This window comes from Pseudomonas agarici, assembly GCF_900109755.1.
GTDB classification, from domain to species: Bacteria; Pseudomonadota; Gammaproteobacteria; order Pseudomonadales; family Pseudomonadaceae; genus Aquipseudomonas; species Aquipseudomonas agarici.
The window spans coordinates 20847-43289 of sequence record NZ_FOAR01000024.1 but is presented as its reverse complement, the minus strand read 5'-3'; the positions used below and the strand labels follow the sequence as shown (position 1 = coordinate 43289).

Genomic DNA, 22443 nt, shown 5'->3' with positions numbered 1-22443 from the left:
GGCCTCTAGAACGGACAACACCCCATGAAAACGTATCTGATACTTCTGGCGCTGACGGTTGCGGCCATCGCCCAGGCCTCGGCCACCGAGGTCCTGACCCCGGGAAACCTGCAGATCGAAGGCACCGTCGAGGGGGGCACCTGCAACCTGATTGCCGACGATATCGAGCGCCCCATTCGCCTGCCGCCGGTCAAGGTCAGCGATTTCGCCCACACCGACTCGGCAGGTCACAAGCCCTTCGAACTGAGTGCCCGCTGCGATTCGGATATCAACAGCGTGACCTTCACGTTTCACGGCACGCCGGCCCCTGCGGATGCCGCCCGGTTCGCCAACACGGGTGATGCCAGCGGCCTGGGACTGTGGCTGTACTCGCACCAGGGCGGCGTACAACAGACTATCCGCGCAGACGGCAACGACAATACCCGCACCCTGACCCCGAGCGGCGGCCTGGCAGTCCTGCCACTGGGGGCCGCCTACTGGAAGATTGGCGCGATACGCGAAGGGACGCTGGAAAGCCAGGCGACAGTGGACGTCACCTACAACTGAGACATGGCTGGATCGGCAACAGCTTCAGGCAGACGGCATGTGTCGTTTCCAGGAGCCCAAATATTGAAAAACAGGGGAGGCAAATGAACGGGCCTTACAAGGTAACATCCGCAACGGCACTGTTATTGTCCATGTCTGGACATGCGTTCGCCGCGTGCACGTCTTCTGTCTACCACCCAGGTGGATTTGCCGGTGATCTTGGCGTTGTCACCGTCACAGACAACGTTTCTGTCGGTAGCCCACTGACAGGGTGGAACAATTTTTTGAGTGTCAGTCATGCAAGCATGCGGGTTCGCTGGTTTTGCACGAGCAACACCGATGTGAAATTCAGCGCACAGGGAGCTGCCGGCGCGGTATCGAGCTACAACGATGGATCCCGATCCTATAGCGTCTACCCAACAGGGATGCCCGGAATCGGGATTGTATTCAGAACCAACGGCGGCACTCGTGTCGGCGCGCACAACACTCTGACCGGGATCCAGAGTAACAATACACAGCGCACGTACAGTCAGACCAACCTTGCGGTGCATGGTGACAACTATGGCTATGACATCACTTACAGACTGATAAAGACCGGAACACTGTCTTCCGGGAATATTGTTCCGCGCACTATTGCCCGCACGTGGTGGGAGCCAAGGCCCGTGAGTGCCAATCCGTATGAATTCAACATCACCCTGGGCAGAGGCACCATTATTGTTCCAACACCTACTTGCGATCTTGCCGTGGGCGATGTCAATCGCACGGTGCCGCTGGACACCGTCCGGCTCTCGAACTTCACCGGTACTTGGTTGGCCAAGAAAACCTTCGACATCAGCGCCAACTGTCGCAATGCCTCCAACGTGACCTTCAGGTTCAGCGGCACACCGGCCACCGGCAACGCGGCGCTGTTCAGGAGCACAGGTACAGCCGCCGGTGTTGGCCTGTGGCTTTACTCGCGAATCGGCGGCGTCGAAACGACTCTCAGCAACAACGGCTCGCGCACCGTGCCGGTGTCAAGCAATCGGGCTGTGCTGCCGCTGGGCGCGGCATATCACAAGACCACAGGTACGCTCACCAAAGGCACGCTGATCAGTACCGTGACCGTCAACATCAGCTACAACTGATGGCCCTCTAGCCCTCTAGTGGCCTGCAGCCCGGCCAGCAGTAGACGCTGGTACAACTCCTCGCGCAGGCCTTGCGGTTGCACCAGCTCCATACGTTGCAAGTGCTCCGCGAATACCGAGGGCTCGGGGGCGTCCAGCGTCGCCTTGCCCAACTCCAATACCTCGCTCAGCTTGAATTTGCTCTTGAGCCAATTCAGCGCCCGCAGCAGATCGCGCTCCTCGGCGCTGAAATCGCTGCCCAGCGGATACTCCGCGAACAACCGCGGATGCCGTGTTTGAATTGCCTGCAGGCGCTCCGGGCTGTTATCGGCAAAACGCGGATCGAGGCGGAAATGCTTCGGCAGCTTGCCGACCTTCTGCGCCTGTTCAATCAGCCCGGCTTGGAACCGCGAATCGCTGATATTGAGCAACGCCTCGATCACCGCCGCATCGTTCTTGCCACGCAGGTCGGCAACCCCGTACTCGGTCACAACGATATCGCGCAGATGCCGGGGAATAGTGCAATGACCATACTCCCAGACGATATTCGAACTGACCTCGCCCGCCGATTCACGCCAACTGCGCAGGATCAACACCGAGCGTGCCCCTTCCAGCGCGTGTCCCTGGGCCACGAAGTTGTACTGCCCGCCCACCCCACTGACGACCCGACCGTCTTCCAACTGGTCGGCGACGCCGGCCCCGAGCAGCGTCATGGTGAAGGCACTGTTGATGAAGCGCGCCTCCAGGCGTTGCAGGCGCTTGAGTTCCTCCTGGCCATACAGCTCGTTGATGTAGCTGATGGCGGTCATATTGAACTCGGCGAGCCGCTCCTTCGGCAACTGCCGCAGACGCTGGTAAAAGCTGTCAGGCCCGAGAAAGAAGCCACCATGCACCACGACGCCGCCGACCGCCGCCGTCTCATCGAGCAACCCGGCATTGGCCTGGCGCTGCGTGGCGATATCGGCATACACCTTGCGCCGCACGATCCCTGCATCGGCCAGCACCAGCAGGCCGTTGACAAACATCTCGCTGCAACCGTAAAGCCCCTTGGCAAAGGGGTCCACACCGCCCTCGCGCTCGATCAGCGACTTCCAGGGCAACACGTCGATATCAGCCAGCAGCGCCCGATACCTGTCGTTATCGGCATGACGGGCCAGCAGCGCCGCCGTCAGCGCATCGCCCATGGAGCCGATGCCGATCTGCAAGGTCCCGCCATCGCGCACCAACGTACTGGCATGCAGGCCGATAAAATGATCCTGGCAGCCCACCGGCATGTTCGGAGTGGAGAACAACGTACTTTGCTCCTGCTCGTCGATCAGCAGGTCGAAGGCCTCACGGTCGATTTGCGCATCGCCCTCCATATAGGGCAGGTCGCCATGGACCTGGGCCAGCAATAAGATGGTTTCACCGGCTGCACGGCGCTTGGCGATCATCGGCAGCAGGTCAAGGGTGATGTCCGGATTACAGCTCAGGCTCAACCGGTTCGGTTGCCGCGCATCGGCGGCGACCAACTGGGCCACCAGGTTCAGGCCACAGGCATTGATATCCCGCGCCGCGTGGCTGTAATTGCTGCTGACATAATCCTGCTGGGCGGGAGCGCTGTCGAGCAGGCTGCCCGGTTGAAGGAAGAACTGCTCGACATGGATATTCGGCGGTAGTTGGCCGCGACGCAGGTCGGCGAGGAAATCCAGCTCCGGGTAATCACCGAACACCCGCTCGACAAAGGGTTCGAGCAAGCGCCGTTGCAAGCCGTCGCCCAGGGCGGGGCGCCCCAGGGTCAGCGCCGTGTAGATCGTCAACCGCCGCTCCGACAACTGGCAGATACGCCGGTACAGGGCATTGACGAAACGATTGGGTTTGCCCAACCCCAGTGGCACACCCATGTGGATATGCGCCGGCAACCGCGCCAACACCTCGTCGACTGCCCGCTCGATAGAACACGCCTGCACCATGCGATCCTCCTAGACCACTTTCCAACAAGGATCAGCAACCATACCTCGAAGATTGCAGGGAGGGATACATTCTGGAGGTAGCGCTCATCCAATTAAAAACTCAAAACCACCTTTCATAACGAAGAAACAGACTCCATTGAATTAAAAGTCTGACCAACAAGTTAGTCCATAGACTACTTTTAACACTTATAAAAAATAAACCCCCTAAAAATACCGAATAAAAGTCCATGCGAATTTCAGAAGCAATGGAGGCCCTGTTTCAATACCGGCTCAAGGCCAATGGACTGTATATTCTCGATGAGCCGGAAGTCTCTCTTTCCCCATAAAAGCAGTTGAACTTCATTCTGAAAGTATGTGAGCTTGCTGAAAATGGATCACCATTCATTATCGCGACCCACTCCCCGCTCATCATGTCTATGCCAAACTGCAAACTGCTTCGGATGCACGATGGTCATAGTATTTACAAAGCAGTGATCAACTCATCTGGCAAATACCTTAAGCGCCTTTTTGCTGAAAAATAAAAGGCGAGTAATAAGCTCGCCTTCCATAGATCATGGTGCCATCACCCCACTCAAAATTATTTCAGGCCGGACATCTTCTCGATGGCTCCTTTGAGTTCGGCATCGGAGCAGTCGGCGCAAGTGCCCTTTGGCGGCATCGAGTTGATACCGGTGATGGCCTTGGCCAGCAAGCCATCCAGGCCACCCTGCTCCTTCGCACGCTTAGCCCAATCTGCAGCACCTTCCGCGCCGATTTTTGGCGCGCCCAACACGCCGGAACCGTGGCAGGCATTGCAGTGTTTGGCAATCACCTCGTCGGGCGTCTTGGCGCCGCCACCGCCACCGACCGGGGTGGCGACTTCCATTCCCTTGCACTCCTTGCCCTGTACACAGACCTGGCCGACCGGCTCCAGGCGTTTGGCAATATCGTCGTTGGTTGTCGAAGCTTGAGCACTGATTGTCCATAGGACGACTAAGGTTGCTGGTACGGCCAGCATTTTCATAATTGGATTCACGCGTACACCCTCAATGGTGGCTAATCACACCCCGAACCACGGTTTCGCAGGCAGGCGTGAGTATAGCGATAAGACCGGCACTGCGAAACAACCCTTGGAGTTACAGGGGTATTATCCCAATCACGTATCCGTACCGCCGGGCCTCCCGAAACGCCTTAGCGGGCGCCTCGGGTTATCAGAAGTTGGCGGGGGTCGCTGCGCTGATGAGTCGCGCCGGTGTGTCGAACGGATTACGAAAGCGGTGCGGCTTAGTGCTTTCGAAATAGTAGCTATCGCCCGCTTCGAGTACGAAGGTTTCCGCGCCGACCACCAGTTCCAACCGACCTTCAACCAGAATGCCGGTTTCCTCACCTTCGTGAGTCAGCATTTCTTCGCCGGTATCGGCGCCGGGCGGATAAATTTCGTTGAGAAACGCGATGGCACGGCTCGGGTGGGCTCGTCCAACCAGTTTCATGGTCACGGCGCCATCGGAGATGTCGATCAGTTCATTGGCTTTGTAGACAATCTGCGTCGGTATTTCTTGGAGTATCTCTTCGGAAAAGAACTCGACCATCGACATGGGAATGCCGCCCAGCACTTTTCTCAACGAACTGATCGAGGGGCTGACACTATTTTTCTCGATCATTGAAATGGTGCTATTGGTGACGCCCGCACGCTTGGCGAGTTCACGTTGAGACAGACCTTTCAGTTTGCGGATGGATTGCAGTCGTTCACCGACGTCCAATGCGGCAGTCTCCCAGGGATTCAGGCAATTGTTGTCATTGAACGATATCATGGCATAGCGTTCAGTATTTACAACACTTTGCCCCGTCCACATTTCGCCAACACCGTACAGGCCACTAGCTCCCGAGGTAGAGCCTCGGAACCCGCCGCAGGTTGCAGAAAATCTGGTAAGGGATGGTCTCAGCGCAAGCCGCCACCTCGCTGGCGAGGATATTTTTGCCCCACAATTCCACGGTCGAACCGAGCCCGGCCTGCGGTACGTCCGTCAGGTCGACACACAGCATGTCCATCGACACCCGCCCCAGCAACTGGCTGCGCTGGCCGGCCACCAGCACCGGCGTGCCGGTCGGCGCATGACGCGGGTAACCGTCGGCATAGCCCATGGCGACCACACCGACGCGCATTGGCTTGGGCGTGATGAACCTGGCGCCGTAGCCCACCGGCTCCCCGGTCGGCAGCTCGCGCACGCTGATGATTTTCGATTCGAGGGTCATGACCGGCTGCAAGCGCGACGCGACCGGATGTTCGTCACCGAAAGGCGTGGAGCCAAACAGTAGAATTCCCGGACGCACCCAGTCGCTGGAAATCTTCGGCCAGCCCAGCACCGCCGGAGAGTTACGTAGGCTGACCTCGGCCACCAGGCCCTGACGCGCCGCTTCGAACACCGCGACCTGTTCGTCGCTACGCTGGCACCCCAATTCATCGGCGCGGGCAAAATGACTCATCAGCACGACCTGCGCCACCTTGCCGCTGGCCAGTAGGCGCCGGTAAGCCGTTTGGTAATCCGCCGGGTGCAGGCCGACACGGTGCATGCCTGAATCCAACTTCAGCCAGACGGTGATCGGCATATCGATCGCAGTCTGCTCGATGGCCTCCAGTTGCCACAGCGAATGCACCACGCACCAGAAATCATGCTCGACGATCAGCGCCAGCTCGTCGGCCTCGAAAAAGCCTTCCAGCAGCAGAATCGGTGCGCGAATACCCGCGGCGCGCAACTCCAGCGCTTCCTCGATACAGGCCACGGCAAAACCGTCGGCCTGGGCTTCCAGCGCCTGGGCGCAACGCACGGCGCCATGACCATAGGCATCGGCCTTGATCACGGCGAGCGCCTTGGCCCCCGATACTTCACGGGCCAGTTGGTAATTATGGCGCAGGGCTTGGAGGTCGATAAGGGCACGGGCAGGACGCATGGCGGCAGACTTCTGGACGGTCGGTTGGGAATAAAAAACCGGCATGACACGCGGTGTTGCCACACGCCATGCCGGGAGAGGGACCTTGCGTTAAGGCAGGGCGGCCACGACGGACAGCTCGACGAGGATTTCCGGTTCGCAGAGCTTGGCCTGGACCGTTGCGCGTGCCGGGGCCGTCTCTTTGGGCAACCACTTGTCCCAAACGGAATTCATGCCGGCAAAATCGGCATCGACATCTTTCAGGTAGATGGTTACCGACAACAGTTGGGTCTTGTCGGTGCCTGCCAGGTCCAGCAAACGTTCGATATTGGCCAAAGCTTCACGGGTCTGTGTCTCAATCCCGGCGCTCATGTCGTCGCCGACTTGCCCGGCCAGATACACAGTCCCGCCGTGAACGACGATCTGGCTCATGCGCTCATTGGTGAGCTGGCGCTGGATTGCCATGTTTTGCAGTCTCCTGATGATTACCATAACGTGAAATATCGAGCCCTTCGGCGCTGATTTGTGGCGTTTTCTTCGCCATCAAGTCGGCCAGCAGGCGACCGGAGCCACAGGCCATGGTCCAGCCGAGCGTACCGTGACCGGTGTTCAGGAACAGATTGCGCAACGGCGTGGCACCTACAATCGGCGTACCGTCTGGGGTGGCCGGGCGCAGGCCGGTCCAGAAGCTGGCTGCCTGAAGGTCGCCGCCCAGAGGATAAAGGTCGTTGACGACCATCTCCAGTGTTTCGCGTCGACGCGGGTCAAGCGACAGGTCAAAACCGGCGATTTCCGCCATGCCGCCCACCCGGATACGATTGTCGAAGCGGGTGATCGCGACCTTGTAGGTCTCATCGAGAATGGTCGAAGTCGGGGCCATCTCCGGCTGAGTGATCGGCACGGTTAGCGAGTAACCCTTGAGCGGATAGACCGGTGCCTTGATGCCCAGCGGCTTGAGCAACTGCGGCGAATAGCTGCCCAGGGCCAGCACATAGCGGTCGGCGGTTTCCAACTTGCCGTCGATCCACACGCCGTTGATCCGATCACCCACAGCCTCGAGACGCTGGATGTCCTGGCCGAAGCGGAACTCCACGCCCAGCTTGATGGCCATGTCGGCCAGGCGAGTGGTGAAGATTTGGCAGTCGCCGGTCTGGTCGTTCGGCAGACGCAGAGCGCCGGCGAGGATATCGGTGACATTCGCCAAGGCCGGTTCGACCCGGGCGATGCCCGCACGATCGAGCAATTCGTAGGGCACGCCGGACTCTTTCAGCACCGCGATGTCTTTCGCCGCGCCATCCAGTTGCGCCTGGGTACGAAACAGCTGGGTGGTGCCCAGACGGCGGTCCTCGTAAGCAATGCCGGTTTCGGCGCGCAATTCGTCGAGACAGTCACGGCTATACTCGGACAGACGGACCATGCGCTCCTTGTTCACCGCGTACCGGTTGGCGCTGCAGTTGCGCAGCATCTGCGCCATCCACAGGTACTGGTCGACATCGGCGGTGGCCTTGATCGTCAGCGGCGCATGGCGTTGCAGCAGCCATTTGATGGCCTTGAGCGGCACCCCTGGCGCAGCCCATGGCGAGGCATAACCCGGGGAAACCTGGCCGGCATTCGCGAAGCTGGTTTCCATGGCAGCCGCGGGCTGACGGTCGACCACCACCACTTCAAAGCCAGCCCGGGCCAGATAATAAGCACTGGCGACACCGATGACGCCACTGCCCAATACCAGAACTCGCATGTGTATGTCTCCCAATCGCAGCCTGCCGCCGATGTTTGTTGTTCAACGTGATGCTGCGCGCAGTGTAAGAAACAATAGCCAGTGCTTTTCACTATATAAGCGCCTATATTTGGCGAGAATTCTCGGCTATGTGGCTTTTCGGCAGATGATGTGAAAGCGTCGCGAGCGAAGGCAAAACAGGCGAGGCCGGTCGGGGTCGCGGGCGACTTTACTGGCTGTCAATGGGGCATCCCGAGCTTTTTTAACGCTGGATGGCCGAGCGCGGTACCTTTCACATTATCTGCCACGGAGGGGAATCCCCTATGCGCACCAATCACCAGACCAAGCGTGAGCTGGACAAGATCGACCGTAATATCCTGCGAATTCTCCAGGCCGACGGGCGCATCTCGTTCACCGAGCTGGGCGAAAAAATCGGCTTGTCCACCACGCCCTGTACCGAGCGGGTTCGACGGTTGGAACGCGAAGGGATCATCATGGGCTACAACGCCCGGCTCAATCCACAGCACCTCAAGGGCAGCCTGCTGGTGTTCGTCGAAATCAGCCTGGACTACAAGTCCGGCGACACCTTCGAGGAGTTCCGCCGCGCTGTGCTGAAACTACCGCATGTGCTGGAGTGCCACCTGGTCTCGGGCGACTTCGACTACCTGATCAAGGCGCGGATTTCCGAGATGGCGTCCTATCGCAAACTACTGGGCGATATCTTGCTCAAGCTGCCCCATGTACGCGAATCCAAGAGCTATATCGTGATGGAAGAGGTGAAGGAAAGCCTGAGCCTGCCGATTCCGGATTGACACTGCTTCCTCGATTGAGCTCCTCCCCTATAGATCGAAGGGGATCAGACCAAAACCTGGCGGGTGCTGGCGATATAGTCGTATACCTGCTTTTCAGCCCGTGGATGGATCATCTCCGTCGGGCGCCGACCATTGGGGCACGGCAGGCTCGCCGTGGTGCCGAACAGGCGGCAGATCAACGGGCGCTCGTCGTACACTGTGCAGCCGTTCGGCCCCAAGTGTACACAGTTCAGTTCGTTCAGCGCCGCTTCCTGTTCGGCCACGGTCTTGCGCGGCAAACGAGCCATTTCCGCCGACGAGGTAGTCACCGGCCCACAACAATCGTGGCAGCCCGGAACGCACTCGAAAGACGGTATCTGCTGCCGGAGAAAGCGGATTTTCTGACTGTTGCAGCTCATTCGATGCGGCTACCGGAGACGAGAGTAAGAGAGGATTTTGCCTGAAAAGCCCTAGTCCAGACAGCGGCAATCGTGCCACGATTGCCCGTTCGCAAGGTTGGCGCAGCGACGATCAAGCTGTCGACCGACAATGCCTGCGGCAGCGATTGACCTTTGGTCACCTGGCAGCATCTATATACCGACACCTGCCATGATTTAGGGCGACTACGCTTGAAATTCTATTTTCTGTTGATCGCCCTGCTCTTGAGCGGATGCGCCTCACTGGACACTCCCCGGCTGCCCAGCCAGGCCTTGCCGGCAACGGATTCGGCCTTCGGTCGCGCACTCCAGGCCCAGGCCGCCGCCTACCAGGGGCGCTCGGGCTTTCGCTTGCTGCCCAATGGCGGCGAGGCCTTCAGGGCGCGAGCTGAACTGATCCGCAACGCCCAGAGCAGCCTCGACTTGCAGTACTACATCGTCCACGACGGCTTGAGCACGCGAATGCTGGTGGACGAGCTGCTCAAGGCCGCTGACCGCGGCGTGCGCGTGCGGATCCTGCTGGACGACACCAGCAGCGACGGTTTGGACGACATCATCGCCACTCTGGCGGCTCACCCGAATATCCAGATCCGCCTGTTCAATCCGCTGAGCCTGGGGCGCAGCACCGTAGCCACGCGAACCCTGGGCCGGCTGTTCAATCTGTCCCAGCAACACCGAAGGATGCACAACAAGCTATGGCTGGCTGACAACAGCGCCGCCATCGTCGGTGGGCGCAACCTGGGCGACGAGTACTTCGGCGCGCTACCGGACCTGAACTTCACCGATATCGACATGCTCGGCGTGGGACCGGTGGCCGGACAACTCGGCCAGAGCTTCGATCAATACTGGAACAGCGCCCTGAGCAAGCCCATCGGTGAATTGCTCTCGCGCCTACCCACCGTCCGAGACCTGGCCAACACCCGCAACCGGCTGGAACAATCCCTCGATGCCTGGCGCCAGCAGAACCCCGCGCTGTATCAGCGCCTGGCCGATTACCAGCGCCGCCCCCAGTTGGATACCTGGCGCCGCGAGCTGATCTGGGCCTGGAACCAAGCCTTGTGGGATGCGCCGAGCAAGGTGCTGGCCAGGAACGAACCCGACCCGCACCTGCTGCTGACCACCCAACTGGCGCCCGAGCTGCGCAATGTCCATACCGAGCTGATGATGATTTCCGCGTACTTCGTTCCCGGCCAGCCGGGGCTGGTGTACCTGACGGGACGCGCGGACGCCGGGGTGACCGTCAGCCTGCTGACCAATTCGCTGGAGTCCACCGACGTGCCAGCCGTGCACGGCGGTTATGCGCCCTATCGCCGGGCGCTACTGGAACACGGGGTAAAACTCTTTGAACTGCGCCGCCAACCGGGTGACCGTGGCGGCAGCGGCCCGCACCTATTCCACAGTGGCTTCTCCAAGGGCTCGAACTCCAGCCTGCACAGCAAAGCAATGATCTTCGACCGGCAGAAATCCTTTATCGGTTCGTTCAATTTCGACCCGCGCTCGGTGCTGTGGAACACGGAGGTCGGCGTGCTGGTGGACAGCCCGCAACTGGCCGAACACCTGCGTGCCCTGGCCCTGCAGGGTATGGCCCCGGCCTTGAGCTACGAACCACGACAGGAGGCCGGGCAATTGGTGTGGATCACCGAAGACAACGGACAGATTCATGTGCTGCATCGCGAACCCGGGAGTTGGTGGCGTCGGCTCAATGCCTGGCTCGCCACCCGAATCGGCCTGGAGCGCATGCTCTAATTTACAGCTTGATCCATGTCGCCTTCAGTTCGGTGTACTTGTCGAACGCATGCAACGACTTGTCGCGACCGTTACCCGACTGCTTGAAACCACCGAACGGCGCGGTCATGTCACCGCCGTCATACTGGTTGACCCACACGCTGCCGGCCCGCAGGGCCTTGGCGGTCAGGTGAGCCTTGGAGATATTCGCGGTCCAGACAGCGGCGGCCAAGCCGTAGGGCGTGTCGTTGGCAATCTCAATAGCCTCTTCGACGCTATCGAAAGCGATCACTGACAGCACCGGGCCGAAGATTTCTTCCTGGGCGATTTTCATCGCATTGCTCACCCCATCGAAAATCGTCGGCTCGACGTAGGTCCCGCCGGTCTCCTGGAGGGTACGCTTGCCGCCGGCCACCAGTTGGGCGCCATCGGCATGGCCGGAATCGATGTAGGACAGCACGGTGTTCATCTGCTGGGTGTCCACCAGAGCACCGACATTGGTTGCCGGGTCCAGCGGGTTACCGGGCTTCCAGGCTTTCAGCGCTTCAATCACCAGCGGCAGGAAGGAGTCCTTGATCGAACGCTCGACCAGCAGACGCGACCCGGCGGTACAGACTTCGCCCTGGTTGAAGGCGATAGCACTGGCCGCAGCTTCGGCGGCGGCCCGCAGGTCCGGTGCGTCGGCAAAGACGATGTTCGGACTCTTGCCGCCGGCTTCGAGCCAGACACGCTTCATGTTCGACTCGCCAGCGTAAATCAGCAGTTGCTTGGCGATCTTGGTCGAACCGGTAAACACCAGGGTATCGACATCCATATGCAGGGCCAGCGCCTTGCCAACGGTGTGGCCGTAACCCGGCAGCACGTTTAGCACACCCGCCGGAATGCCGGCTTCGACGGCCAGGGCGGCAATGCGGATGGCGGTCAGCGGGGATTTTTCCGACGGCTTGAGAATCACCGAGTTTCCAGTGGATAACGCCGGACCGAGTTTCCAGCAGGCCATCATCAGCGGGAAGTTCCATGGCACGATAGCGCCGACCACTCCAACCGGCTCACGGGTCACCAGGCCCAATTGGTCATGGGGCGTCGCGGCGACTTCATCATAGATCTTGTCGATGGCTTCACCGCTCCAGCTCAATGCCTGAGCCGCACCCGCGACGTCGATGGACAGCGAGTCGGTGATCGGCTTGCCCATGTCGAGGGTTTCCAGCAAGGCCAGCTCTTCGGCATGGGTTTTCAGCAGTGCGGCGAAACGGATCATCGCCGCCTTGCGCTTGGCCGGCGCCAGGCGCGACCAGACGCCAGAATTGAAAGTGGCACGGGCATTTTCCACGGCACGCTGGGCGTCGGCGGCATCGCAGCTCACAACATGCGTCAGCAGGCGACCATCGACCGGGCTGATGCACTCGAACGTCTGGTTAGAAACAGCGGCGGTGTATTCGCCATTGATGTAGGCGCGGCCTTCAATCTTCAGCTCACGGGCGCGTTGTTCCCAGTCAGCACGGGTCAGGGTAGTCATGCGAGTGTCCTCCTTTTATTGAAATAGAAGCGCCACGCCTACTTGCGCCAGCACCGTCCAGAATTTTGCCCGACAAGCCCTGTTTTTCGGCCCATGGCAGTCACCACCCTAAACCAGTGGCGCCCGAAGTTTCAATATATTTGACACAAGATCGCTAAACGCCGTTGCCATGTTCGATTTAATAAACATAGACTCGGCGCTTCCAGCCATCCGCCTTATCACTGCCGAGGAAAAGCAGCATGAGCATCCAGGACATCGTCGACTTCAGCGAAGCCAACACCACGCCCGAACGCTTTCGTCCAGTACCGGAAAAGGTGCTCAAGGGTGATCCGCAACAGACGATCTTCAATCACTATGCCAGCCCGTGCGGACAGATGAATGCCGGCGTCTGGGAGGCCGAGGTCGGCCACTGGACGGTGAACTATACCGAGCACGAATACTGCGAGATCGTACAAGGCGTCTCGGTCCTGCGTGACACTGAGGGCAACGCCAAGACCTTGCGCGCCGGTGATCGGTTCGTCATTCCCGCGGGCTTCAAGGGCACCTGGGAAGTGCTGGAGCACTGTCGCAAGATCTACGTGGTGTTCGAACAGAGCGTCTGATCAGACCTCGACGCACCAAATGCGCGGGTCATCGAGGGACCGGACCGGATAAGGAAGGTCGACCTTAAGGTCGTCGCGCTCGACACGCAGCCGACCGTCGACGTCCTTCGCCAACTCGTCCGCCGTCAGGGCCAGGATCCAGTAAAGATCCTCGCGGCCACAGGCTTTCTGCACCTGGGTCGCGACGGTTGTGTTCCTGAGCTCGATTCGACCGTCGCCGAAGGCGAAGCCGGCACGTACCCCGACCTCGACTTTCTCCGGCTGCGTGGCCAACAGGTAGGAGTGGTCGATCTCGAAACTGCCCTGCATGGCCCGATTCGACACCAGCAGGCGTCCGCCCGAAGGATCGTTGAAACGCTGCACAAACGGCTCGAAGGCTAGCGCCGCCTGGCGATTGGCCTCGGCAACGGCAGCGCCGATGCGTTGGCTCAACACCGCGTCGGCGGGCGTGGCGAGAGGAGGCAGCGACTCCAGCAAAATCGCCAGCGGTGTCTCCCCCCGTGCAACACGCGCCAGCCAGTCCAATCCCTGGCGATCTAGCAAATACCCAGCCAGGTCCCCCAGCACGTAACTTTCATGGTCGGCGACCAGATAGTCCTCCTGCCCTTGCCGCGCCAGTGTCTCCAGCATCAACGCCGACCACTCGGCGGAGTTTGGCCGCACCCCTTGGGCCAGTAGTCGCCCCACCGACTCCACATAACGCGCACTGCCTTCGGCGCGGTCGGTATTACCGATACGCCTGGCCTCGTCGGCATGCTCACTCAGCCAGCGACGATACCAGTGGCTGGCCCGCGCCAACCCCTCGGGTTGTCCCTGGGCCGCCGCCAGCAAGTGACGAATGATCAGGTTGCGATACAGCCTCGGCTCGGCGAGCGCCGGATACAGGATGCTGCGCTCAGCCCCCGGCAGGTGCGCCCAGCCTGCTTCCACATAAAAATGAAAGGCTTCATGGGTCGCCAGATTGAACAGCTCGGGAACCGCTTGGGGATCCTTCAATCGCCGCCGTTCGTCCTCCGGCAATGTTTCGCCCAAGCCGACAAAAATGGCTGGACGACCTTGCCAGAGGATCTTCCGGTAGCGCAGGTACTCATGGGACAGTCCCAGCTTCCTGACTGGCGCCATATCCAGCTCGTGCCCACCCCGCGCACTTATCACCCAGGCGCGTTGGCCATCGCTGGTCAGCAACTGGATATCGGCAAACACCCGAGTGGCCGGGTTGAACCCGCTTAGCGCCGGCCAGGCGGTTCGCGTCGCCGCGATCACCCGGCGCACATAAGCCTCGGCGCCGGTTTCGTCATCGGTCGACGGTGCCGCCGATACCGCGACACTGGCGGCCGCCAAGACTACCAGCAACAGCAATGCAAACATCCTTGCAATGATCATCCATGCCCTCCATGACTACGTTGTCCCGTTGTTCAGCCAGTCTAGAAAAGGCACAACGGGAGAGACGCAGGAAAAGGCCATGCGACATGAAGGAAATGTCTGAAAAACAGACAAAAAAAACCCCGAGTCAATCGGGGTTTTTTAAAAAACAAAATCAATTACTTGATTTTGCCTTCTTTGTAGATCACGTGCTTGCGAACAACCGGATCATATTTCTTGATCTCGATCTTGTCCGGAGTAGTGCGCTTGTTCTTGTCAGTCGTGTAGAAATGACCAGTACCGGCGCTCGAGATCAAACGAATCAATTCACGCATGATTTAGCTCCCTTATACCTTGCCATCGCGACGGAGTTCGGCCAGCACGACATCAATGCCGCGCTTGTCGATGATACGCATGCCCTTGGCGGAAACGCGCAAACGCACGAAACGCTTCTCCGACTCAACCCAGAAGCGGTGATGCTGCAGGTTTGGCAGGAAACGACGACGGGTTTTGTTGTTTGCGTGGGAAATATTATTCCCAGTCACCGGACCCTTACCGGTAACTTGACAGACTCTAGACATGCCTCAGCCCTCTAAACCACATGCCCAACCCGGCATGGGTTGGCCGCTTAATCTCTCAGTCATTTGGCGCCAGGCGCCGCGTTTCTTTAAGGGTCTTACCGGCTACACCTACAAGCGAAGGAACCGGGCCCCTAGAAAAGAGCGCTGCTTTATACCAGAAAGACCACGGCGCAACAACATTCAGTGCGATTAAAACCGTGTCGAACGCCCGAAAATCGGATACAAGACGCTAGCGCCGAGGGCTTGCGCAACAAATGCCGCTCGTCGCACAAAGCTTCGCTCGCCAGAGAAAGACCGCAAGTCCCGTGTGGAAAAGACCGTCCAATTGTACGGCGCCTTGGGCAAGCCGAGTAAAAATGGGATAGTCAATTGTCGCCCGGCGCACTAGGGTAGGGTCTTTTCCAGACTGCACTCGCAGATGGGACAACGACCTGCGAAGGAAACTGAATATGCGTTTCGCTGCCCTACCGCTATTGCTCGTCCCGTTTCTCAGCCCACAGGCCTTGGCCGCGACCTCGCTGAGCGTCTGCACCGAAGCCAGCCCGGAGGGCTTCGACGTCGTGCAATACAATTCGTTGACCACCACCAACGCCTCGGCGGATGTGCTGATGAACCGCCTGGTGGACTTCGACGCCGCCAGCGGCAAGCTGGTGCCGAGCCTGGCCGATAGCTGGAACGTCTCCGATGACGGCCTGACCTACGACTTCAAGCTGCACTCGGGGGTAAAATTCCACCACACCGACTACTTCAAGCCGACTCGCGACCTGACTGCGGCCGATGTCCGCTTCAGCTTTGAACGCATGCTGGACCCAGCCAATCCCTGGCACAAGATCGCCCAAAGCGGTTTCCCCCATGCCCAGTCGCTGCAACTGCCAGCGCTGATCAAACGCATCGAAGCCATCGATCCGCTGACCGTGCGCTTTACCTTGGATCACCCGGACTCGACCTTTCTGGCGGCGCTGAGCATGGGCTTTGCCTCCATCTATTCGTCGGAATACGCCGACAAGTTGCTGGCCGCCCATACGCCGGAGAAACTCAACAGTCAACCGATCGGCACCGGCCCCTTCGTTTTCAGGCAGTTCCAGAGGGATGCGTCGATCCGCTATACCGCCAATCCGGACTACTTCGCCGGCAAACCGGCGGTCGACAACCTGATATTCGCGATCACCCCGGACGCCAACGTGCGGCTGCAGAAGTTGCGACGCAACGAATGCCAGATCGCCCTGTCGCCCAAGCCTTTGGACGTCGCTTCGGCGAGCAAGGACCCTGCGCTCAAAGTGGAGAAGAACGCCGCCTTCATGACTGCCTTCCTGGCCATCAACAGCCAGCACCCACCGCTGGACAAGCCGGAAGTCCGCCAGGCGATCAACCTGGCTTTCGACAAAACCAGCTACCTCAAGGCCGTCTTCGAAGACACCGCCGAAGCCGCCCATGGCCCTTACCCGTCCAATACCTGGAGCTATGCCGGGGACTTGCCCGGCTACGCCTACGACCCGGCGAAGGCCAAGGCGTTGCTGGCCAAGGCCGGCTTCAAGGACGGTTTCAAGACCACCCTCTGGACCCGTCCCTCAGGCAGTTTGCTCAACCCCAACCCGAGCCTTGGCGCGCAGCTGCTGCAGGCTGACCTGGCGCAAATAGGTATCCAGGCGCAAATCCGCGTGATCGAATGGGGCGAGCTGATTCGTCGCGCCAAGGCAGGCGAGCATGACTTGCTGTTCATGGGCTGGGCTGGCGACAACGGCGACCCGGACAACTTCCTGACCCCACAATTTTCCTGCGCCGCCGTAAAGTCCGGCACCAACTTCGCGCGTTATTGCGATGCTGGCCTGGACAAGCTGATCAGCGCCGGGAAAACCACCAGCGAACAGGGCGTGCGCAGCAAGCTCTACCAGCAGGCCCAGGCCCAGATCCAGCAACAGGCGCTCTGGCTGCCATTGGCCCATCCGACCGCCTTCGCCCTGGTGCGCCAGGATGTCCAGGGTTATCAGGTGAGCCCATTCGGGCGCCAGGACTTCTCCAGGATCACTCTCAAGCATTGATCGAACATTCATCGAGGGCGCATTACATCAACCCATGCTCCATCATCGAAAACGGCTCGCCCTCGCCGATAATGAAATGATCGAGCACCCGCACATCGACCAACTCCAGCGCGTCCTGCAGACGCCGGGTCAACAGCCGATCCGCCTGGCTGGGCTCGGCAACGCCCGAAGGGTGGTTGTGGCACAGGATCAACGCCGCCGCGTTGTGCGCCAGCGCCCGCTTGACCACTTGCCGTGGATAGACGCTGGCGTTGTCGATGGAACCGCGAAATAGCGCTTCGAAGGCCAGCACCCGGTGCTTGGCGTCCAGAAACAGGCAACCGAACACCTCATGAGGTTCATGGCGCAGCATCGCCTTGAGGTAATCGCGCACCGCCCCTGGGCTTTCCAGGGCAGAATCACGGCGCAGGCGCTCGGCCAGATGACGGCGGGCCATCTCCAGCACCGCCTGCAACTGCGCGAACTTCGCTGGCCCCAAGCCCAGCTCACGGCTGAATTCGCGCTGATCCGCCTCCAGCAGGCTACGCAAACTACCGAATTTTCCCAAAAGATGTCGCGCCAAATCCACCGCACTTTTGCCGGAAACGCCAGTGCGCAAGAAGATCGCCAACAGCTCGGCATCGGACAGATTCGCCGATCCCAGTTGCAGAAGCTTCTCCCGTGGCCGCTCCGCGGCCGGCCAATTACGGATACTCATCACACCTCCCTGTCCTTTGGGGCCCGCTGTTCCATAACGGGCGCTGTGTTATCGTAGCCCATCTTTTTTACCCCTGATCCGGCCTGGGGAGGCGTCGTCAGGGGTGGCAATCATTGGACTAAAAGGCAAGCCTATGCAGCGGCTGTATCGGAAACGCATCGTTCTCGGCGTCGGCGGCGGCATTGCCGCCTACAAGAGCGCCGAGCTGGTTCGCCGACTTATCGATCAGGGCGCCGAAGTGCGCGTGGTCATGACCCGTGGCGGTAGCGAGTTCATCACTCCCTTGACCCTGCAGGCACTGTCCGGGCACCCGGTGCACCTGGATCTGCTCGACCCGGCAGCCGAAGCCGCGATGGGCCATATCGAACTGGCCAAATGGGCCGATCTGGTGCTGATCGCGCCCGCGACCGCCGACCTGATTGCACGGCTGTCCCAAGGCATCGCCGATGACCTGCTGACCACCCTGGTGCTCGCCACCGACGCCACCGTGGCCATCGCCCCGGCGATGAATCAGGCCATGTGGCGCGACCCAGCGACCCAGGCCAACACCCAGTTGTTGCAGAGTCGGGGCCTGAAAGTCTTCGGCCCGGCCTCCGGCAGCCAGGCCTGCGGCGATGTCGGCCTGGGGCGCATGCTCGAAGCCAGCGACCTGGCCCAGCGCGCCGCCGACTGCTTCCAGCACCTGGCGCTGACCGGCAAGCAGGTCTTGATCACTGCCGGCCCAACCCAGGAAAACATCGACCCAGTACGCTACATCACCAACCACAGCTCCGGGAAAATGGGTTTTGCCCTGGCCGAGGCCGCCGTCGAAGCCGGTGCCCGTGTCACCCTGATCACCGGTCCGGTACACCTGCCGACTCCGGATCGGGTCACCCGCATCGATGTGGTCAGCGCCCGAGACATGCTCGCCGCCTGCGAAGCCGCGATCCCGTGCGACCTGTTCATCGCCTCGGCGGCAGTCGCGGACTATCGCCCGGAAGTCGTCGCCCGGCAAAAACTCAAGAAAGACCCTACGAACGGCGACGGCCTGCTGCTACAGATGGTGCGCAACCCGGACATTCTGGCCACCATTGCCTCCCGCCCCGATCGCCCATTCAGCGTCGGTTTTGCCGCCGAGACCGAGCATCTGCTCGACTACGCCGCGCGCAAGCTGAAAGACAAGAACCTCGACCTGATCGTCGCCAATGACGTGGCCAATCCCAGTATCGGCTTCAACAGCGAGGAAAACGCCTGCAGCGTGATCGATCGGGAGCTACACGAGACACTTTTCGCCCAGACCAGCAAAGGCAAGATTGCCCGCCAACTGATCTCTTTTATCGCCACACGACTGAACCAGGTTTAATCCACATGCATGCTTTGCAAGCCAAGATTCTCGACCCACGCATCGGCAACCAGTTCCCGCTACCGCAGTACGCCACACCTGGCTCGGCCGGCCTCGACCTGCGTGCCATGCTCCAACATGACAGCGTGCTGGAACCGGGCCAGACCCTGCTGATCCCTACCGGCCTGGCGATCTATATCGGCGATCCGGGCCTGGCCGCGCTGATCTTGCCGCGCTCCGGCCTGGGCCACAAACACGGTATCGTGCTGGGCAACCTGGTCGGCCTGATCGACTCGGACTATCAGGGCGAGCTGATGGTCTCGTGCTGGAACCGCGGCCAGACCGCCTTCAATATCGCCGTCGGCGAGCGCATTGCCCAACTGGTATTGGTGCCGGTGGTACAGGCGCACTTCGAGCTGGTCGAGGCGTTCGACGAAAGCCAACGCGGTGCCGGGGGGTTCGGGCATTCCGGCAGCCATTGACCTACGCTGATTCATGTCGGGTCCCGCACCCGGCCTGAATAATTCGCGCTGCATTTGAGGATGAGTTTCGCGGAGACGGTATTTGAAAGGCATCAAACGCAGCGCAAAAAACGCCAACGGTCATGAACGCAATGGCCATGAGCCTCCAGGCGATGTCACCACGACTCTGTTACCGGGGTTGGGGATTGCCTTGAGCGGGCTGGTCCTGGCTGCCGCGCTGCTGTGGTTTGGCGTGGTCGAGCCGTGGAGCCACACGCTGCGCAGCAACTATGCGCTGCTCCCCGGCCTTGTGGCGTCCGCGGGTCTGAGCCAGGCGACCCACGATCTGATCGCCCAGACCGAGGCGACGGCCCTTGACCCCTCGCTGCTCAAGGCCCTGCAAAGCCAGAATGCCGATCAGGTCAAGGCCGCGGAAGCAGGCCTGCGCTTCGCCAACGGCCTGGTGGACGCGCAACTCTACCTACCCGGCCAGGCCCAACCGGGCAATGACCGCGCCGCGCCGCTGAATTTCTCGGTGCTGGATATGATCACCCGTGCCGAGCGAGGGACCCGTCCGGCGCCGCAAGCCTACAAATTTGGCCAGCGTTGGCTGGTCTATAGCGTCGCCTCGCTCACGGCGCCCGCCGAAACCCAAAGTGGCGGCACCCTGCTGTTGGTCTTCGATCTGCAACGACTGCTCCAACCCCTCGCCACATCGCACCCGCAGACGGGTGAGTTGCGCTTGACGCAAAGTGTCTTCGGTAGCCCGGAACAAGTGCTGGATCAGCGCGGAACGGCCACCACGGACGCAAGCTATCCCTTGGGCACCGGCAATCCCAACTGGGTGCTGAAATTCAGCCCCGGCCCCTTACTCAAGTTGCCTTACCCCTTGAGCGCCTACGTCTTGACGGCACTTGCCGCCCTGTTCGCCCTGGGCGGCGCCTTGCTGGGCATCTATCTGACCCACAAACGCCTGCAAAACCGCCTCGACGGCGATGTCCGACAGCTGGAACAGTTGTTTCACGAACTCTCTGGCGGAAAAACCGTCAAAGCCTTCGGTTTGAGCCTGCCGGCCCTCAACGGACTGGCGCAGGATCTGGCGCGCTTCTCTCAGCGCAACGGCCAGCCTGTCGCCACCGCGAATAACCCCGGCATCGATCCAGGCCCGACGACCAGCAGTGCCCCAGCGCCAATCCAGACTGCCACCCAAGTTGCCGAATGGATCGACCCGCTGTTCCAAGATACCGATATCCCTGATATCGACATTCTCGACGAAAACCAAGATTTCCTGAGAACGGAGCATCCTCTCGCCATGAACAGCACCACACGCACTGTCCCGACTTTCCCCGACAGCATCTTTCGCGCCTACGACATTCGCGGCACGATTCCGGAAACCCTGACCGCCGAAACTGCTTACTGGATCGGTCGCGCCATCGGCTCCCAGAGCCTGGCCCAGGGCGAACCGAATGTATCGGTTGGCCGTGACGGACGCCTGTCCGGCCCGGAGCTGGTCCAACAATTGATCCAGGGCCTGTACGACAGCGGCTGCCATGTCAGCGATGTCGGTCTGGTGCCGACACCGGCGCTGTACTACGCCGCCAACGTGCTGGCCGGCAAGTCCGGGGTCATGCTCACCGGCAGCCACAACCCGTCGAACTACAACGGCTTCAAGATCGTCATCGCCGGCGACACCCTGGCCAACGAACAGATCCAGGCCCTGCATACCCGCCTGAAAACCAACGATTTGAGCAGTAGCAAGGGCAGCATCGAGAAAGTCGATATCCTCGACCGCTACTTCAAGCAGATCCGCGAAGACATCGTACTGGCGAAAAAACTCAAGGTGGTGGTCGATTGCGGCAACGGCGCCGCCGGCGTGATCGCCCCGCAACTGATCGAAGCCCTGGGCTGCGAAGTGATTGCGCTGTTCTGCGACGTCGACGGCAACTTCCCGAACCATCACCCGGACCCTGGCAAGCCGGAAAACCTCGAGGATCTGATCGCCAAAGTCAAGGAAACCAACGCCGACCTGGGCCTGGCCTTCGACGGCGACGGCGACCGTGTCGGCGTGGTGACCAACACCGGCAGCATCGTGTTCCCCGACCGCCTGCTGATGCTGTTCGCCAAGGACGTGGTGTCGCGCAATCCGGGCGCGGATATCATCTTCGATGTCAAATGCACTCGGCGCTTGATTCCCTTGATTCAGGAATATGGCGGCCGCCCAGTCATGTGGAAGACCGGTCACTCGTTGATCAAGAAGAAAATGAAGCAGAGCGGTGCCCTGCTGGCAGGCGAGATGAGCGGCCATATCTTCTTCAAGGAGCGCTGGTTCGGTTTCGACGACGGCATCTACAGCGCCGCGCGCCTGCTGGAGATCCTCAGCCAGGAGAAAGCCAGCGCCGAGGAACTGTTCGCGACTTTCCCCAATGATATTTCCACGCCGGAAATCAATATCAATGTGACTGACGAGAGCAAATTCAGCATCATTGAAGCCTTGCACGACGCACAATGGGGCGACGCCAACCTGACCACCATCGACGGTGTGCGGGTCGACTACCCCAAAGGCTGGGGCCTGGTTCGCGCCTCCAACACCACACCGGTGCTGGTGCTGCGCTTCGAAGCCGATACCGAAGCCGAGCTGCAGCGCATCAAGGATGTGTTCCACGCGCAGCTCAAACGCGTTGCACCCGACCTGCTACTACCGTTCTGA

General features: G+C 60.4%; 21 protein-coding genes. 9 read left to right on the top strand and 12 right to left on the bottom strand.

All coding sequences use genetic code 11. From position 1 onward, the window contains the following. The first annotated feature begins 24 nt into the window (after positions 1-24). Together BMX68_RS19560 and BMX68_RS19555 are read left to right on the top strand one after the other, a co-directional pair. Entirely contained in the window at positions 25-546 is a 522-nt protein-coding gene (locus BMX68_RS19560) for a fimbrial protein (protein ID WP_017130310.1), read from the top strand. 83 nt (positions 547-629) lie between these two features. Next, entirely contained in the window at positions 630-1649 is a 1020-nt protein-coding gene (locus BMX68_RS19555) for a fimbrial protein (protein ID WP_244159614.1), read from the top strand. Here BMX68_RS19555 and BMX68_RS19550 read toward each other — a convergent pair. The 6 genes from BMX68_RS19550 to dadA form a co-directional block, all read right to left on the bottom strand. Continuing rightward, positions 1640-3580 carry an acetyl-CoA hydrolase/transferase C-terminal domain-containing protein gene (locus BMX68_RS19550; RefSeq protein WP_074862522.1) on the bottom strand — a complete coding sequence of 647 codons (1941 nt, stop codon included), beginning with the start codon at positions 3578-3580 and terminating at the stop codon, positions 1640-1642. The genes BMX68_RS19555 and BMX68_RS19550 overlap by 10 nt on opposite strands. Before the next feature lie 577 nt (positions 3581-4157). Then, positions 4158-4583 (bottom strand): c-type cytochrome, encoded by a 426-nt coding sequence (locus BMX68_RS19545; protein WP_017130314.1) that lies wholly within the window; start codon positions 4581-4583, stop codon positions 4158-4160. Between the two features lie 187 nt (positions 4584-4770). Further along, positions 4771-5319, bottom strand: a complete 549-nt coding sequence (locus BMX68_RS19540) for a cupin domain-containing protein (RefSeq protein ID WP_026012999.1) — start codon at positions 5317-5319, stop codon at positions 4771-4773. 115 nt (positions 5320-5434) lie between these two features. Further along, entirely contained in the window at positions 5435-6508 is a 1074-nt protein-coding gene (alr, locus tag BMX68_RS19535; protein WP_026013000.1) for an alanine racemase, read from the bottom strand. Between the two features lie 90 nt (positions 6509-6598). Then, positions 6599-6952 (bottom strand): RidA family protein, encoded by a 354-nt coding sequence (locus BMX68_RS19530; RefSeq protein ID WP_017130317.1) that lies wholly within the window; start codon positions 6950-6952, stop codon positions 6599-6601. Next, the gene (gene dadA, locus BMX68_RS19525; RefSeq protein WP_017130318.1) at positions 6924-8225 is read right to left on the bottom strand and encodes a D-amino acid dehydrogenase; all 1302 of its coding nucleotides are present in this window, start codon (positions 8223-8225) and stop codon (positions 6924-6926) included. Before dadA ends, BMX68_RS19530 begins: the two co-directional genes overlap by 29 nt. Positions 8226-8527: 302 nt before the next feature. Between dadA and BMX68_RS19520 the strand changes: the two genes are divergently transcribed. Beyond that, the gene (locus BMX68_RS19520; RefSeq protein WP_017130319.1) at positions 8528-9016 is read left to right on the top strand and encodes an Lrp/AsnC ligand binding domain-containing protein; all 489 of its coding nucleotides are present in this window, start codon (positions 8528-8530) and stop codon (positions 9014-9016) included. A 44-nt stretch (positions 9017-9060) separates the two neighbouring features. On the opposite strand, the gene BMX68_RS19515 is transcribed toward BMX68_RS19520, so the two are convergent. Beyond that, positions 9061-9414 carry a YkgJ family cysteine cluster protein gene (locus BMX68_RS19515; protein ID WP_026013001.1) on the bottom strand — a complete coding sequence of 118 codons (354 nt, stop codon included), beginning with the start codon at positions 9412-9414 and terminating at the stop codon, positions 9061-9063. A 210-nt stretch (positions 9415-9624) separates the two neighbouring features. Here BMX68_RS19515 and BMX68_RS19510 point away from each other — a divergent pair, with 210 nt between their 5' ends. Beyond that, positions 9625-11178, top strand: coding sequence for a phospholipase D family protein (locus BMX68_RS19510; RefSeq protein WP_017130321.1), 1554 nt, complete (start codon positions 9625-9627; stop codon positions 11176-11178). A 1-nt stretch (position 11179) separates the two neighbouring features. Here the strand turns inward: BMX68_RS19510 and BMX68_RS19505 are convergent, their stop codons facing one another. Continuing rightward, on the bottom strand, positions 11180-12673 hold the full coding sequence (locus BMX68_RS19505) for an aldehyde dehydrogenase (RefSeq protein WP_017130322.1): 1494 nt from the start codon (positions 12671-12673) through the stop codon (positions 11180-11182). Positions 12674-12912: 239 nt separating this feature from the next. Here BMX68_RS19505 and BMX68_RS19500 point away from each other — a divergent pair, with 239 nt between their 5' ends. After that, positions 12913-13275, top strand: coding sequence for a cupin domain-containing protein (locus BMX68_RS19500; protein ID WP_017130323.1), 363 nt, complete (start codon positions 12913-12915; stop codon positions 13273-13275). On the opposite strand, the gene BMX68_RS19495 is transcribed toward BMX68_RS19500, so the two are convergent. The 3 genes from BMX68_RS19495 to rpmB form a co-directional block, all read right to left on the bottom strand. After that, a complete protein-coding gene (locus tag BMX68_RS19495; RefSeq protein WP_017130324.1) occupies positions 13276-14658 on the bottom strand; it encodes a hypothetical protein in 1383 nt (460 codons plus the stop codon). It abuts the gene before it with no gap. Positions 14659-14816: 158 nt separating this feature from the next. Then, complete coding sequence (gene rpmG, locus BMX68_RS19490) at positions 14817-14972, bottom strand: 50S ribosomal protein L33 (RefSeq protein ID WP_003177274.1); 156 nt, start codon at positions 14970-14972, stop codon at positions 14817-14819. A 12-nt stretch (positions 14973-14984) separates the two neighbouring features. Then, a complete protein-coding gene (gene rpmB / locus BMX68_RS19485) occupies positions 14985-15218 on the bottom strand; it encodes a 50S ribosomal protein L28 (protein ID WP_007921114.1) in 234 nt (77 codons plus the stop codon). Between the two features lie 449 nt (positions 15219-15667). Here rpmB and BMX68_RS19480 point away from each other — a divergent pair, with 449 nt between their 5' ends. Continuing rightward, complete coding sequence (locus tag BMX68_RS19480; protein ID WP_017130325.1) at positions 15668-17257, top strand: ABC transporter substrate-binding protein; 1590 nt, start codon at positions 15668-15670, stop codon at positions 17255-17257. A 22-nt stretch (positions 17258-17279) separates the two neighbouring features. On the opposite strand, the gene radC is transcribed toward BMX68_RS19480, so the two are convergent. Beyond that, the gene (radC, locus tag BMX68_RS19475) at positions 17280-17954 is read right to left on the bottom strand and encodes a RadC family protein (RefSeq protein ID WP_017130326.1); all 675 of its coding nucleotides are present in this window, start codon (positions 17952-17954) and stop codon (positions 17280-17282) included. Between the two features lie 133 nt (positions 17955-18087). Here radC and coaBC point away from each other — a divergent pair, with 133 nt between their 5' ends. The 3 genes from coaBC to algC all read left to right on the top strand — a co-directional run bounded on the left by coaBC (position 18088) and on the right by algC (position 22443). Next, on the top strand, positions 18088-19296 hold the full coding sequence (coaBC, locus tag BMX68_RS19470; protein ID WP_017130327.1) for a bifunctional phosphopantothenoylcysteine decarboxylase/phosphopantothenate--cysteine ligase CoaBC: 1209 nt from the start codon (positions 18088-18090) through the stop codon (positions 19294-19296). A gap of 5 nt (positions 19297-19301) precedes the next feature. Beyond that, positions 19302-19757, top strand: a complete 456-nt coding sequence (gene dut / locus BMX68_RS19465) for a dUTP diphosphatase (protein ID WP_017130328.1) — start codon at positions 19302-19304, stop codon at positions 19755-19757. A 1291-nt stretch (positions 19758-21048) separates the two neighbouring features. Beyond that, positions 21049-22443 (top strand): phosphomannomutase/phosphoglucomutase, encoded by a 1395-nt coding sequence (gene algC, locus BMX68_RS26165; protein ID WP_208599941.1) that lies wholly within the window; start codon positions 21049-21051, stop codon positions 22441-22443.

Excerpts from the sequence above, each read along its gene's own strand:
- BMX68_RS19560 (WP_017130310.1), top strand. The coding sequence starts at position 25 with ATGAAAACGTATCTGATACTTCTGGCGCTGACGGTTGCGGCCATCGCC.
- BMX68_RS19555 (WP_244159614.1), top strand. The coding sequence starts at position 630 with ATGAACGGGCCTTACAAGGTAACATCCGCAACGGCACTGTTATTGTCC.
- BMX68_RS19550 (WP_074862522.1), bottom strand. The coding sequence starts at position 3,580 with ATGGTGCAGGCGTGTTCTATCGAGCGGGCAGTCGACGAGGTGTTGGCG.
- BMX68_RS19545 (WP_017130314.1), bottom strand. The coding sequence starts at position 4,583 with ATGAAAATGCTGGCCGTACCAGCAACCTTAGTCGTCCTATGGACAATC.
- alr (WP_026013000.1), bottom strand. The coding sequence starts at position 6,508 with ATGCGTCCTGCCCGTGCCCTTATCGACCTCCAAGCCCTGCGCCATAAT.
- BMX68_RS19530 (WP_017130317.1), bottom strand. The coding sequence starts at position 6,952 with ATGGCAATCCAGCGCCAGCTCACCAATGAGCGCATGAGCCAGATCGTC.
- dadA (WP_017130318.1), bottom strand. The coding sequence starts at position 8,225 with ATGCGAGTTCTGGTATTGGGCAGTGGCGTCATCGGTGTCGCCAGTGCT.
- BMX68_RS19520 (WP_017130319.1), top strand. The coding sequence starts at position 8,528 with ATGCGCACCAATCACCAGACCAAGCGTGAGCTGGACAAGATCGACCGT.
- BMX68_RS19515 (WP_026013001.1), bottom strand. The coding sequence starts at position 9,414 with ATGAGCTGCAACAGTCAGAAAATCCGCTTTCTCCGGCAGCAGATACCG.
- BMX68_RS19505 (WP_017130322.1), bottom strand. The coding sequence starts at position 12,673 with ATGACTACCCTGACCCGTGCTGACTGGGAACAACGCGCCCGTGAGCTG.
- BMX68_RS19500 (WP_017130323.1), top strand. The coding sequence starts at position 12,913 with ATGAGCATCCAGGACATCGTCGACTTCAGCGAAGCCAACACCACGCCC.
- BMX68_RS19495 (WP_017130324.1), bottom strand. The coding sequence starts at position 14,658 with ATGATCATTGCAAGGATGTTTGCATTGCTGTTGCTGGTAGTCTTGGCG.
- rpmG (WP_003177274.1), bottom strand. The coding sequence starts at position 14,972 with ATGCGTGAATTGATTCGTTTGATCTCGAGCGCCGGTACTGGTCATTTC.
- rpmB (WP_007921114.1), bottom strand. The coding sequence starts at position 15,218 with ATGTCTAGAGTCTGTCAAGTTACCGGTAAGGGTCCGGTGACTGGGAAT.
- BMX68_RS19480 (WP_017130325.1), top strand. The coding sequence starts at position 15,668 with ATGCGTTTCGCTGCCCTACCGCTATTGCTCGTCCCGTTTCTCAGCCCA.
- radC (WP_017130326.1), bottom strand. The coding sequence starts at position 17,954 with ATGAGTATCCGTAATTGGCCGGCCGCGGAGCGGCCACGGGAGAAGCTT.
- coaBC (WP_017130327.1), top strand. The coding sequence starts at position 18,088 with ATGCAGCGGCTGTATCGGAAACGCATCGTTCTCGGCGTCGGCGGCGGC.
- dut (WP_017130328.1), top strand. The coding sequence starts at position 19,302 with ATGCATGCTTTGCAAGCCAAGATTCTCGACCCACGCATCGGCAACCAG.
- algC (WP_208599941.1), top strand. The coding sequence starts at position 21,049 with ATGAACAGCACCACACGCACTGTCCCGACTTTCCCCGACAGCATCTTT.